This window comes from Pseudomonas sp. AC016 (assembly GCF_979253365.1).
The window spans coordinates 4,112,047-4,125,306 of sequence record NZ_CEEDCC010000001.1 but is presented as its reverse complement, the minus strand read 5'-3'; the positions used below and the strand labels follow the sequence as shown (position 1 = coordinate 4,125,306).

Here is a 13,260-nt window from a genome sequence, read left to right as displayed (position 1 = left end):
CGATGAGCGAACGTTACCTCGCTTCCGAGCCTTATCCTTGGCCGTGGAACGGCAAGCTCAACGCACGCAACACCGCGCTGATCGTGATCGACATGCAGACCGACTTCTGCGGCGTCGGCGGCTACGTGGACAGCATGGGCTACGACCTTGCGTTGACCCGGGCGCCCATCGAGCCGATCAAGGGGTTGCTGGCGCTGATGCGTCCGCTGGGTTTCACCATCGTTCATACCCGCGAAGGCCATCGCCCGGACCTCAGCGACCTGCCCGCCAACAAGCGCTGGCGCTCGCAGCGTATCGGCGCAGGCATCGGCGATCCCGGCCCGTGCGGCAAGATTCTGGTACGCGGCGAACCCGGCTGGGAACTGATCGAGGAACTCGCTCCGCTGCCCGGCGAGATCGTGATCGACAAGCCCGGCAAGGGTTCTTTCTACGCCACCGATCTTGAGCTGGTACTGCGTAACCGGGGCATCGAAAACCTGATCCTCACCGGCATCACGACGGACGTGTGCGTGCACACCACCATGCGTGACGCCAACGATCGCGGCTTCGAATGCATCCTGCTGGAAGATTGCTGCGGCGCGACCGACCCGGCCAACCATGCCGCTGCCCTGAGCATGATCAAGATGCAGGGCGGCGTATTCGGTGCGGTCGGGCATTCGTCGATGCTTCGCGATGTGCTGGGAGCGTGACCATGCGCGCCCTGAGTCTGGAAACCATCGGCGCCAGCAAAAGCTTCGGCGCGTTTCGTGCGCTGGATGACGTGTCGTTCAAGGTGCGGGCCGGGACGGTCCATGCGCTGTTGGGCGAAAACGGCGCCGGCAAAAGTACGCTGGTCAAAGGCATCATCGGTTACGGCCCGCTGCAGTCGGGCAGCATTCTGGTCAATAACCGCGAGCACGAAATCCGCAACCCACGCGACTCGCACCAGTTGCAGATCGGCATGGTGTATCAGCATTTCACCGTCGCGCCGGGCCTGAGCGTGGCGGAAAATCTGGTGCTGTCGCGTGGCGATCTGCCGTGGCGTATCGACTGGACCGCCGAGCACGAACGCCTGCAGGCCTTCATGGAACGCATGCCGTTTCGCCTCGACATTCAACGACCGGTCAGCAGTCTGGCCGCCGGTGAAAAGCAGAAGCTGGAAATTCTCAAGCAACTGTATCTGGAACGTCGGCTGGTGATTCTCGACGAACCGACTTCGGTGCTCACGCCGCAGGAAGCCGACGAGGTGCTGGGCCTGATGCAGCAGATGGCGCACCGTGGCGAGCTGACGGTGCTGATGATCACCCACAAGTTTCGCGAGGTCAGCACCTACGCCGACGACGTCACCGTGTTGCGCAAGGGTCGCTGGGTGGCAAGCAGCGCGGTCGCCGACACCACGACTCAGCAAATGGCGACGTGGATGATGGGCCATGCGCAAACCAACAGCGTCAGCGGTGATCGGCCGCCCGTGCCTGAACAGGCCCCGCAATTGCAGGTCGATCAGCTTGATGTGCCGGGCGACAAGGGCACGCTGGCAATCAGAAAGCTGAGCCTGTCAGTGCGGCCCGGAGAAATCCTCGGCATTGCCGGTATCTCTGGCAACGGCCAGCGCGAACTGACCGAAGCGCTGTTGGGCCAACGGCCGTTCAGCGCCGGACGCGTGCTGATCGACGGTCAGCCTTATCACGCCAGCCGCGAACAGATGCAGCGCCTGCGCGTGTTCAGCCTGCCGGAAGAGCCGCTGCGCAATGCGTGCATCGGCGGGCTCAGCGTTGCCGACAACCTGGCCCTGCGCAACTTTGACCGCCCACCGCTGTGCCGTCAGGGTTGGCGCATCGACCGCCGTGCGGTTGCCGCTCAGGCGCGCGGTCTGATCGAACGCTTTCAGGTCACGCCCAACGATCCGAACCGCCCCATCGGGACCTTGTCCGGCGGCAACGTGCAACGCGCGGTGCTGGCTCGCGAGCTGACTTCGGACATCGCCGTGCTGATCGTCGCCAATCCGGTGTTCGGTCTGGACTTCTCGTCCGTGGCGCTGATCCACCAACGCCTGATCGACGCTCGCAACAGCGGCGCCGCCGTACTGTTGTTAAGCGAAGACCTCGACGAACTGTTGACCCTGGCAGACCGCATCACTGTGATCCACGACGGCGAGCTGGTCTTCGAAACACTCGCGAACGCTGCCGACCGCACCGAACTGGGCCGACATATGGCGGGCGCTGAACACTCGCACAAGGAGTCCGCATGATTGACGTCAACGCTCATCCGGCCCGCTTTGCCTTCGACCCTGCCAGCACCGCGCTGGTGATCATCGACATGCAGCGCGACTTTCTCGAACCCGGTGGTTTCGGCGCAGCGCTGGGTAACGACGTGCTGCCGCTGCAAGCCATTATCCCGACGGTTCAACAGCTATTGGCGCTGGCACGTGATCAAAACCTGACCGTGATCCACACCCGCGAATCCCATGTCGAAGACCTCGCCGACTGCCCGCCCGCCAAACTCGAACATGGCCTGCCGGGCCTGCGCATCGGCGATGCCGGACCGATGGGCCGGATTCTGGTGCGTGGCGAGCCGGGCAATCAGATCATCGACGCTCTGGCTCCGATTGCTGGCGAGTGGGTCATCGACAAGCCCGGCAAGGGAACGTTTTTCGGCACGGGTCTGCACGGAAGACTGAGCACAGCGGGCATCACTCATCTGATCTTCGCCGGTGTGACCACGGAGGTCTGTGTGCAGAGCAGCATGCGCGAAGCAAATGATCGCGGTTACCGCTGCCTGTTGATCGAAGACGCCACCGAGAGTTACTTTCCCGCCTTCAAGCAAGCGACGCTCGACATGATCACCGCACAGGGTGGCATTGTCGGTCGAGTGACGTCGTTGTCAGCCCTGGAGCAGGCACTACAGACAAGGAGTACACACTGATGGATATCAACCTGCCTCATGTGGTGGCCGCCGTCACCGATGCGTTCATTGATTACGAACGCGCGTTGCTGGCCAATGAACTGACAACGCTGGATGACTATTTCTGGAATTCGGAACACACCGTGCGTTACGGCGTGGCGGAAAACCTGCACGGCGCTGAAGCCATTGCGCTGTATCGACGCCACTGCCAGCCCGTCGGTCCCGGACGACAATTGGTTCGTACGGTCGTTAGCACCTTCGGCGAAGACTTCGCGACCGTCAGCACCGAATTTCACGATGGCGTCACTCAACGGCTGGGACGCCAGATGCAGACCTGGGCCCGCTTCGATGGCGCGTGGAAAGTCGTTGCCGCGCATGTCAGCATCGACCTGAGCACGCTGGAGTGAACACCGTGAGCACGCCCCACTCCACCAACGCGCTGGCCGAAGACGTCTACCGTCGACTGAAACAGGAAATCTTCGATTTCTACCTGCTGCCCTATGACCGCTTCACCGAGAACCAGTTGGCCGACCGTTATCAGGTGTCACGCACGCCGGTTCGCGATGCGCTCTACCGCCTGCAGCGCGAGGGTTATCTGGAAGTCGAGTTTCGTCGGGGCTGGTCGGTCAAGCCGCTGGACTTCACCCAGATCGACCAGCTCTACGATTTGCGCATCGTGCTGGAGTGCGCGGCCGTCGAACGTATCTGTGCGTCTGCCGAGGTCCACCCGGAACTCAACATCCTGCGTGGACACTGGCTGGTGGACAAAAGCCAACGGCACACCGACATGCAAGTGGTCGCCGATCTCGACGAGCAGTTTCATACCCAACTGGTGGCTGCGTCAGGCAATCAGGAAATGGCCCGCGTGCACCACGAAGTCACTGAACGCATCCGCATCGTCCGGCGTCTGGACTTCTTCAAGAGCGCGCGCATCGAACACACCTACCTTGAACATGCCGCCATCCTCAACGCCCTTCAGGCCCGCAAGCGTGATGAAGCGCTGTTGCTGCTGCGCTCTCATGTGGAGATCAGCAAGCTGGAGGTTCGCAAGCTGACCATCTCGATGCTGACTGATGCGCGGCGTCAGCATCAGGCGTGAGCGCCAAGACAGGCGTTCATCAGGAGCCGAGTGACCGGGCAAGCAAACGGTCGCCTCCCGACGTCATCAATTGCATCTCGAAGCCCGGCTTCTTATCATCGCTGCGGGTGTATCGACGCATATCGCGCGGTGCAGGTTAAAGCTGACGCGTTGGTCGGGCCGCCAACGGAGAGTCATTGTGTCTGAGAGAAAGCCCCCCGCCCCCGCAATTCCCCGCCCTCAGGTTCTGACAGAGCGCGCCTTGTCCGCGCTGGAACGGTTCTCGCACATCGAAGCGGTCAGCGGCATCGTGCTGCTGCTCGCCGCCTTGACGGCGCTGGTGTGGGCCAACAGCCCCGCCGCTGAAAGTTACGAACATTTCTGGCACACCCAGGTGAGCCTGGGCTTTGGTGATTTCAGAATCTCCCAGTCATTGCACTTTCTGGTCAACGACGGGCTGATGACGATTTTCTTTCTGGTTGTCGGGGCAGAGATCCGCCAGGAAATCAGGGACGGCGCACTGGCAAGCATGAAGCTGGCGATTCTGCCGCTCGGGGCTGCACTGGGCGGCGTCATGGTGCCCGCCATCATCTACATCGCGCTGAACCACGGAACAGCCGCCAACGCAGGCTGGGCAGTCCCGACCGCGACTGACATTGCCTTTGCGGTGGGCGTCCTTGCGCTGCTGGGCAAATCCATTCCCAGTGGCGTGCGCATTCTGCTACTGGCCCTGGCGATCATCGACGATATCGTCGCCATTCTGATCATTGCCGTGTTCTTCACCGAAAGCCTGAACTACAACGGCCTGCTCATCGCCCTTGGCGGTCTCGCACTGGTGCTCGTGCTGCAGCGCATGGGGATCGGCAAGGCTTACGCCTACATTGTGCCGGGCGCCATCGTCTGGTTCGGGCTTTGGAAAACAGGGGTTCATCCGACGCTGGCAGGCGTGATCCTGGGCTTGATGACGCCGGTCAATTCCCGGCCAGCCAGAGAGCGTCCGATGGAGACGATCGGACGCACCTTTCATGAGCTGATGGGCCGCTTTTCTCAAGCCAACGAAGATCCGAAAGAACTGGCAAAGCCCCTCAAGCAGCTCAGCCAGGCGCAGCGGGAAGTCCTGCCGCCGGTGCTTCGCGTTCAGGTGGCGCTGCATCCCTGGGTCGCGTTCGGCATCATGCCGCTTTTTGCGCTGGCCAATGCGGGGGTGAATCTGGAAGGGGCCAATCTGGATAACGCCATGTCCCAGAGCGTGTTTCTGGGCGTGATGCTGGCGCTCGTGCTGGGCAAACCGTTGGGCGTCATTCTCGCCAGCCTGACGCTGGTCAAACTCAATATCTGCAAGCTGCCGGAAGGCGTGACCTGGGCAGGCGTGATTCTGGTCGGGTTGCTGGCCGGTATCGGCTTCACCATGTCCATCTTCATCGCCTCCCTGGCGTTTTCGGATGAAGCCCTGCTGTCGTCGGCCAAACTCAGCGTGCTGGCCGCCTCGTCGACCGCTGCCATCATCGGGTTGATATGGGGCAAGCTTAAATTCCGAAACCGGTGATCGATCTTTGCGCTCCGATAACGGTCCATAAGGTTCGTCAGACGGATTGCCCTGCGAACGGGCAGTCCGCCCACACACGTTAGCGCACGAGGTTTCATGCAGATCGAACTTCAGGAGATCAGCGATCACCTTCATCGCTTCCCTCCTTTCGACGTATTGCCCAAAGACACGCTGGACATGATTGCCCAGCGAATCGAGGTCAGCTACTTCAGGGCAGGCAGCGTCATTCTCGAAGCAGGGTCGCAGATCACTGATCTGCACTATGTGCGCAGCGGCGCGGTTGAGATCTACCGACGCACGGGAGAGCTCTACAACCGGCTGGTCGAAGGTGACATTTTCGGCCAGGCGGGGCTTTTGCGAAGCAACAAGGTTCGCTTCCCGGCCAAAGCACTCGAAGACAGCCTGATCTATTTCATCCCTTCGGACATGTTTGCCGAGTTGTGCGAACGCCATGACAGCTTCGCCGATTTCGTCGAAGCCGAAGGCCACTCGCGGCTCAAATCGGCAGTCGAAGCGCAGGGACGCGCCAGCGAGCTGATTCAACTCAAATCGTTGGCGCTGATTTCCCGCTCGCTGGTCTGGGTTTCGCCACAGACCAGTGTGCAGCAGACAGCCCTTCTGATGAGCAAGGAAAGCGTTTCCTGCGTGGTGGTCCTCGACAAGCCCGCCGACGGAGCCGAGAAAATGCTCGGTATTGTCACCGACAGAGACCTGCGTAACCGCGTGGTGGCGGCCAATCTGAGTGGCGATACCGAAATTACACAGGTCATGTCGGCCGACCCTGTAACGATTCAGGCCAACGACTCGGTATTCGAGGCGATGCTATGCATGCTCAGGCACAACATTCACCACCTGCCGGTCATGGATCGCGGCCGTACGAAGGGCCTGATCAACCTGTCGGATATCATTCGGCACGAATCACAGAGCAGCCTGTATCTGGTCAACAGCATTTCCAACCAGACATCGGTTTCGGGCCTGCAGTCCTTGCTGCGCGATCTTCGCGGTACTTACATCCGCATGGTTCGCGACGGTGCAACCGCACACATGATCGGCAGTGCCATTTCCGGAATCGGCCGCGCCTTTACGCAGCGTCTGCTGGAACTGGGCGAGCGGGAACTGGGACCGGCTCCCGTTCCGTACTGCTTCATGGCGCTGGGCTCCATGGCGCGGGACGAACAGTTGCTGGTCACCGACCAGGACAACGCGCTGGTGCTGGACGACAGTTTTGATCCCGGCCTGCATGACGACTACTTCAAAAAGCTCGCCGCCTTCGTCAGCGACGGGCTGGCGGCGTGTGGATACAGTTATTGCAAGGGCGGCATCATGGCGACCAACGCGCAATGGCGTCAGCCGCTGCATGTCTGGAAATCCTATTTCACGCAGTGGATCGAAAAGCCGAGTGCCGCGACCCTTCTCAACAGCTGTATTTTTTTCGACCTGGACGGCGTGCATGGACAGATGCACCTGGTTGAAACGCTCAAGACGCTCTGCGCCGAAAAGTCGAAGGAAAACCCCGACTTTCTGGCTGCGATGGCCAGAAATGCGCTCAATCGGACGCCTCCGCTGGGCTTCTTCCGAACCTTTGTGATGGAAACCGATGGTCGCCAGAAGCAGATCATCAATCTCAAGGGGCGCGGGACTGCGCCGTTGACCGACCTGATTCGCGTCCACGCTCTGGCCTGTGGCTCGACCGCGCAGAACTCGTTCGATCGCCTGGACGCCATCAGCGCGACACGCTTGATCCAGCCGGAGGGCCTGCAGCATCTGCGCTATGCGCTCGAGTTTTTATCGATGGTGCGGATTCGCCATCAGGCGGAGGCGATGGAACAGGGACAGGAACCCGACAATTACATCGAGCCCGAGCGTTTCACCACCAGCGAGCGCCACAACCTGAAAGAATCCTTTCAAGTGCTCAGCAGCGCGCAGAAATTCCTGCGTTTTCGCTACCCGGGTCAAACGCGGTCATTGCGATGAGCCGGACCGTGAAGCCAGACCAAGACGTTGCGCCCCTGAATTGGCCAGAGACGTTTGACCGACTGGCGCAAACGTCCCGCCATCCGCTCCTGCAAAACTATTACCGCTCCGGCGTTCCGGGAGCAGATGAGCCTCTGGACGAGATCCAGTTGCTCGCCATGGACCTGGAGACCACTGGGCTGAATGCCGAGTCCGACAACATCGTCAGCATTGGCATTATGCCCTTCACCCTAAAGCGCATACAGTGCGGCCGGTCACTGTACTGGGTGATAAAACCTCCCACCGAGCTGAGCAGCGCTTCAGTGGTGTTTCACCACATCACCCACGCAGACATCCACAGTGCGCCACAGCTGTCCGACGTGATGGAGCAGTTGCTGACCGCGATGGCAGGCAAGGTCATGGTGGTGCATTACAGAGCCATCGAGCGCAACTTTCTCGATCAGGCATTACGCAGACAGATTGGTGAAGGACTTCAGTTTCCGGTCATCGACACCATGCAACTGGAGGCGCGCCTGTACCGAAAAAAACGTGGCTGGATTGACCGCTTGCTGAGGCGTCAGCCGGTGTCGATCCGGCTGGCCGACAGCCGCAGTCGCTACCATCTTCCGCAGTACCTTGCGCACCATGCGTTGACCGACGCACTGGCAACGGCGGAGCTGCTGCAAGCGCAGATAGCCACGCACTATGCGCCATCGACGACCGTGGGTGAGGTATGGAGTTGATGGCTGGAAACGAAGGATGACCTGAACGCAGCGACCCGAAGGCTCGCTGCGTTCAGTCGTCAGATCAGGAGCGTGGCTCGGACAGCAGCCCCTTGACCAGCGAGATACAGCCCAGCATCAGGACAATCGCAAACGGCAGACCGGTCGAAACCGCCATCGCCTGCAGAGCGACCAGGCCGCCGCCCAGCAACAGGGCAATGGCGATCACACCTTCAATGACGGCCCAGAAGACACGCTGAGGAACCGGCGCGTTGACCTTGCCGCCAGCGGTGATGGTGTCGATCACCAATGAGCCTGAGTCGGACGAGGTGATGAAGAACACGATCACCAGAACGATACCCAGGAACGAGGTGATTTCCTTGAGCGGAAGCTCGCCCAGCATGGCAAACAGCTTCAGCTCGAGTACGGCGTCCTTCACGCTGACCACGCCTTGCAGCGTTGCCTGATCGATGGCCGTGCCGCCAAACGTCGTCATCCAGAGCACCGACACCAGCGTTGGAACCAGAAGGACCGAAATCAGGAACTCGCGGACCGTACGCCCACGACTGACGCGTGCAATGAACATCCCGACAAAAGGAGACCAACTGATCCACCATGCCCAATAGAACGCTGTCCAGCCTTGCGTGAACTCGGTATCGGTACGTCCGAACGGGTTGGAGAGTGCAGGCAGGTATTCGACGTAGTTGACCAGGTTATGGAAGAACCCGGTAAAAATGGCCACTGTCGGACCCACCACGATAATGAAGACGAGCAAAAGCAGCGCAAGTCCCATATTGACCTGCGACAGCAACTTCACGCCCTTGTCCAGACCGGCAAGTACCGACCACAGTGCAATCAGCGTAATGCCCACGATCAGCACGACTTTGCTCAAATTGCTGGATTTGATACCAAACAGATATTCGATACCCGCAGCAGCCTGCTCGGCACCAATCCCCAGCGAAGTGGCCAGGCCGAAGAGCGTGGCAAACACCGCCAGAATATCAATGATATGCCCGGGCCAGCCCCACACCCGCTCACCCAGCAACGGGTAGAAGATGGAGCGGATCGAAAGCGGCAATCCCTTGTTATAGGAAAACAGTGCAAGCGATAACGCGACAATTGCGTAAATGGCCCACGGATGCAGACCCCAATGGAAAATGGTCGCCGCCATCGCCAGATCGGCGGATGCCTTCATATCACCCTGCGCGCCGCCCAATGGCGCCCAGTCGGTACGCAAGCCCGCCGCATCGACACTGACACCATCCATTGCCGCAGAATAGTGGGACATCGGCTCGGCAACGCCATAGAACATCAGCCCGATGCCCATGCCTGCGGCGAACAGCATCGAGAACCAGCCCACATACGTGTAATCCGGTTTGGCTTCCCTGCCGCCAATACGAACCTTGCCGAGCGGCGACACAATAAGCGCCAGACACAGCACGACAAAAACGTTGGCCACGCTCATGAACAGCCAGGCCAGATGCCCGGTCAACCAATTGCGTATCGCGTTGAAGAGCGGCTCTACTTCGGTCTGAAGTGCAAGTGTCAGCACGACAAAGAGCACCACCGTCGCGGCCGAGATAATGAATACCTTGCCGTGGATATCAAGCGAGAACGAGAACTGGCCCTTGATATTATCCTGGCCAATCACATAGTCGGTATCGATCAGATTAGCGTCGCCGCTGGGTGCCGGGATGCCTTCGATATTGGCATTCTGCGTTTGTTCCGGCACGTCATTTTCAGGTTTTTTATCCACAAGAACCTCCTTTATAAACAGCACGCTACAACATGCAGCCGTCTGAATTCTCGCTGTTCCTATGGTAAAACGAGTCTAAGCGTTTCATGGTAACAATAGATGACAACGCATTAAGCTATTGCCGTGACCACCCGGACCAGACACGCGCCCGGCCCACAAAGTTCAGAATGCCGTCTCAACGCTGGTCGTGCCAATCGCTCTGCGCCACCTTCGAGGGTGGACGCGGAGCGTCCTGGGAGGCATTCCCACGCAGAGCGCTCATCGTTATACACAAGTCCGTCTCGACACTGATCGTGCCCATCGCTCCGCGTGGGCATGCCTCCCGTGACGCTCCGCGTCACAAATGGCACAGACTAGGGATTCAGTAAGCCGAGCGCATGACGTGGATAACGCTGGAGCCTGGGCACACATCTGCGCCACATTCCAGAGCGGACGCGGAGCGTCCTGGGAGGCATTCCCACGCAGAGCATGGGAACGATCATCATCGTATTCCTCCAGGAGGACTTGTGTATAACGCCGAGCGCGGAGCATAGGAACGATCAGCGTGATCTCAAGCAAGCCGATCATGCCCATGTTTGTGCTCAGCGTTATACAAGAGTCTTGCTGCGACCACGGACTGTGGGGCACGCGCTGAAAGAGCATCAAAAAGCCATCATTTCCTCGACGCGCCGGTCGATGATCAGGCTATGATCGGGGCGACCTGACCCGGACGTTCCTGAACATGCCCGTTGACCTCCAAGCGCTCTACCCCAAGCTCATCCATCTGATGCTGGATACGGTCTTTGTGGTCGACAGCGACAACCAGATCGTATTCGTCAGCGATGCGTGCGAGACGCTGCTGGGCTATCGCGCTGCCGAGCTGGTCGGGACGCAGATTACTGGCTATATGCACCCTGAAGACCTGGCGGCCACGATAGCGTCCATCGACCGGGTGATGAATGGGCAACCGCACTTCGATTTCCGTAACCGTTACCTTCGCAAGGATGGAAGCATCGTCTACATCTTGTGGGCGGCATTCTGGTCTGAAGAAGTCGGCGCACGTATCGGCGTCGCGCGCGATGTGACGGCGCTGGCCAAGGCCGAGAAAGAGTTACGCTTTCTGGCCCATCATGATCCTTTGACCGCACTGACCAACCGCTCGCTGTTCAATGAACGGCTTGATGAAGCCTTGCGAGTTGCACGTCATGACCAAAGCTCGCTGGCCTTGTTGTTCCTGGACGTCAATGACTTCAAGGGTATCAACGACGTCCACGGGCATGCTGCGGGCGATCAGGTGCTGTGTACGGTGGCTCGGCGCCTGGAACGCTGCATTGGCGAGGCAGGCACGGTGGCCCGTGTTGGCGGTGACGAGTTCACAGTCTTGCTGACGGATATTCCGTCCCGGGACGCGGTGTCCATGAAAGTCAGACAGATTCTTGAGGCCATGGCTGCACCGCTGGATGAGGCGTCTGGCGCAATAGCCATGCCGTCCTGCAGCATCGGCGTCGCGTGTTATCCGGCAGATGGGGAAGACGCCGACACCCTGCTCAGCCATGCGGACGGCGATATGTATCGGGTCAAAAGGCAGCGGCCTTTCAGCCATAAAATGTAACCAGCTGAATAAAAAACCATCGGTGGGAGGCGGCTTGCCGGCGATGCAGTCGACGCGGTATGTCAGGAAAATCGCGTCATCGTTCATCGCTGGCAAGCCACCTCCCACGGTCCCGTGTTTGCTGCGCTACAGCGCTACGTCAAAGACGTCGTGAGACCTCCCCAGCCTGGGGTCTGCCAGGAGACAACATGAACCTCAACGCTTGACCGTCTCCTCCAGCGTGAACCGACCCAGCGGGTTCTGGCCGAAGTGTTCGATGTTCTTGCGCGACACGCTGATGTACGGGCTGTAGTAAAGGTCGATCCAGTTCACGTCGGCCTTGGCCATTTTCTGCAGGTCGATGTACATCTGCTCACGTTTTTTCGGGTCCATTTCCACGCGGGCGGCGGCGACCAGTTCCTTGACCTTGTCGTTCTTGTAGCGGGTCATGTAGTTCATGTTGGTGTCATGCCCGAGCACGAACGTCGTCTTCTGATCCGGGTCGAGGATGTCGTTGGTCCAGTACATCACGGAGATGTCGTAGTCACCGGCGATCAGCATGTCCCAGCTCTGGCTCGGGTCGACTTTCTGCAGCGTGGTGGTCACGCCAACCTTGGCCAGTTGCTGTTGCAGCATGACGGCGATCTGCTCGTCGACTTCGTTGCCTGCGTTGACGATGTAATTGAGTTTCAGGTCTGAAGCGCCCGCGTCGGCCAGCATTTTCTTCGCTTTCACCGGGTCGTAAGGGCGTTGCAGGTTGTCGGCGTAGTGGTACAGCGCGCCCTTGGGGATGTAGGAATTGGCGACAGTACCCAGTCCGAAGGTGGCGGCTTCGACAAGGGATTTCTTGTCGATGGCCATGTCCAGCGCCTGACGCACTTCCACTTTCGCCAGCGCGCCATGCTCGTGGTTGATCAGCAGATGATCTTCGCGGGTCGACGGGTCTTCATGTACGACCAGACCGGCATCTTTCTTCAGGGTCTCCACGCGGGAAAACGGCACGTAGATCGCGGCATCCAGCTCGCCGGCCTGGACCTTGAGCATGCGAGTGTTGTCGTCCGGCACCGAGATCCACTCGACACCGTCAAGGCTGACGGTGGAGGCTTCCCAGAAGTTGGGGTTCTTTTCCAGAATCACCCGATCGCCACGTCGCCATTCCTTGACGGTAAACGCACCCGAACCCACCGGTTTTTCGGCGTAGGCTTCTTCGCCCAGACTTTTCATGGCTTTCTCGGACAGGATCGAGACGTTGGGCAGCGCCAGTTGCGAGAGGAATGAGGCCGACGGGTGTTTCAGGGTGATCACCAGCGTGTGCGGGTCGCTTGCCACAGCAGTGTCGATGATCTTGTAGGAGTCGCTCCACAGCGAGCCTTTGTCGTCACGAATGCGCAACAGGCTGAACACCGCATCGCTGGCGGTCAGCTCGGAGCCGTCGGAGAACTTCGAGGGGCGCATCTTCAAGGTGTAGATGAGCCCGTCCGGTGAAATGCTCCAGCTTTCTGCCAGCCCCGGCACCAGTTTCGTGCCCTTGTTATCGACGCGGATCAGCACGTCGTAAACGTTGGAAAACACCCAGTTATCGATGTTCTGCGCGCTCTTGATCGGGTCGAACGTGGTGCCGTCTTCGCGGCGGCCGATGGTCAGCACGCCAGCGGCTTCCGCCACCCCGGCAGCCAGAGAACAGGCCGCCAGCATGGCGACGGTCAGCAACTTCACAGGTCGTGCTTTCATATACGGAAACTCCTTGTCGGTATC

At 59.7% G+C, this 13,260-nt stretch carries 11 protein-coding genes; 9 read left to right on the top strand and 2 right to left on the bottom strand.

Annotation, left to right across the window (positions count from 1 at the left end; genetic code table 11):
- Nucleotides 1-2: 2 nt before the first annotated feature.
- The 8 genes from biuH (at nucleotide 3) to AC0IXS_RS18505 (ending at nucleotide 8,200) form a co-directional block, all read left to right on the top strand.
- A complete protein-coding gene (gene biuH, locus AC0IXS_RS18540; protein WP_191954519.1) occupies nucleotides 3-689 on the top strand; it encodes a biuret amidohydrolase in 687 nt (228 codons plus the stop codon).
- Nucleotides 690-691: 2 nt separating this feature from the next.
- On the top strand, nucleotides 692-2,227 hold the full coding sequence (locus AC0IXS_RS18535) for an ABC transporter ATP-binding protein (RefSeq protein WP_471825387.1): 1,536 nt from the start codon (nucleotides 692-694) through the stop codon (nucleotides 2,225-2,227).
- A complete protein-coding gene (locus tag AC0IXS_RS18530; protein WP_449117119.1) occupies nucleotides 2,224-2,901 on the top strand; it encodes a cysteine hydrolase family protein in 678 nt (225 codons plus the stop codon). Before AC0IXS_RS18535 ends, AC0IXS_RS18530 begins: the two co-directional genes overlap by 4 nt.
- Complete coding sequence (gene hpxZ / locus AC0IXS_RS18525; protein ID WP_004883220.1) at nucleotides 2,901-3,287, top strand: oxalurate catabolism protein HpxZ; 387 nt, start codon at nucleotides 2,901-2,903, stop codon at nucleotides 3,285-3,287. Before AC0IXS_RS18530 ends, hpxZ begins: the two co-directional genes overlap by 1 nt.
- 5 nt (nucleotides 3,288-3,292) lie before the next feature.
- Nucleotides 3,293-3,979, top strand: a complete 687-nt coding sequence (locus AC0IXS_RS18520) for a GntR family transcriptional regulator (protein ID WP_025994218.1) — start codon at nucleotides 3,293-3,295, stop codon at nucleotides 3,977-3,979.
- 241 nt (nucleotides 3,980-4,220) lie between these two features.
- Nucleotides 4,221-5,504, top strand: a complete 1,284-nt coding sequence (gene nhaA, locus AC0IXS_RS18515; RefSeq protein ID WP_471825384.1) for a Na+/H+ antiporter NhaA — start codon at nucleotides 4,221-4,223, stop codon at nucleotides 5,502-5,504.
- Between the two features lie 96 nt (nucleotides 5,505-5,600).
- On the top strand, nucleotides 5,601-7,478 hold the full coding sequence (locus AC0IXS_RS18510; RefSeq protein ID WP_057408188.1) for a DUF294 nucleotidyltransferase-like domain-containing protein: 1,878 nt from the start codon (nucleotides 5,601-5,603) through the stop codon (nucleotides 7,476-7,478).
- Nucleotides 7,475-8,200, top strand: a complete 726-nt coding sequence (locus AC0IXS_RS18505) for a 3'-5' exonuclease (RefSeq protein ID WP_057408189.1) — start codon at nucleotides 7,475-7,477, stop codon at nucleotides 8,198-8,200. Before AC0IXS_RS18510 ends, AC0IXS_RS18505 begins: the two co-directional genes overlap by 4 nt.
- Nucleotides 8,201-8,264: 64 nt before the next feature.
- On the opposite strand, the gene AC0IXS_RS18500 is transcribed toward AC0IXS_RS18505, so the two are convergent.
- Complete coding sequence (locus AC0IXS_RS18500) at nucleotides 8,265-9,935, bottom strand: BCCT family transporter (RefSeq protein ID WP_057408190.1); 1,671 nt, start codon at nucleotides 9,933-9,935, stop codon at nucleotides 8,265-8,267.
- 721 nt (nucleotides 9,936-10,656) lie between these two features.
- On the opposite strand from AC0IXS_RS18500, the gene AC0IXS_RS18495 reads away from it, so the two are divergent.
- Nucleotides 10,657-11,526 (top strand): diguanylate cyclase domain-containing protein, encoded by an 870-nt coding sequence (locus AC0IXS_RS18495; protein WP_471825381.1) that lies wholly within the window; start codon nucleotides 10,657-10,659, stop codon nucleotides 11,524-11,526.
- Between the two features lie 195 nt (nucleotides 11,527-11,721).
- On the opposite strand, the gene AC0IXS_RS18490 is transcribed toward AC0IXS_RS18495, so the two are convergent.
- Nucleotides 11,722-13,236, bottom strand: a complete 1,515-nt coding sequence (locus AC0IXS_RS18490; protein ID WP_217662177.1) for an ABC transporter substrate-binding protein — start codon at nucleotides 13,234-13,236, stop codon at nucleotides 11,722-11,724.
- Nucleotides 13,237-13,260: the final 24 nt, after the last annotated feature.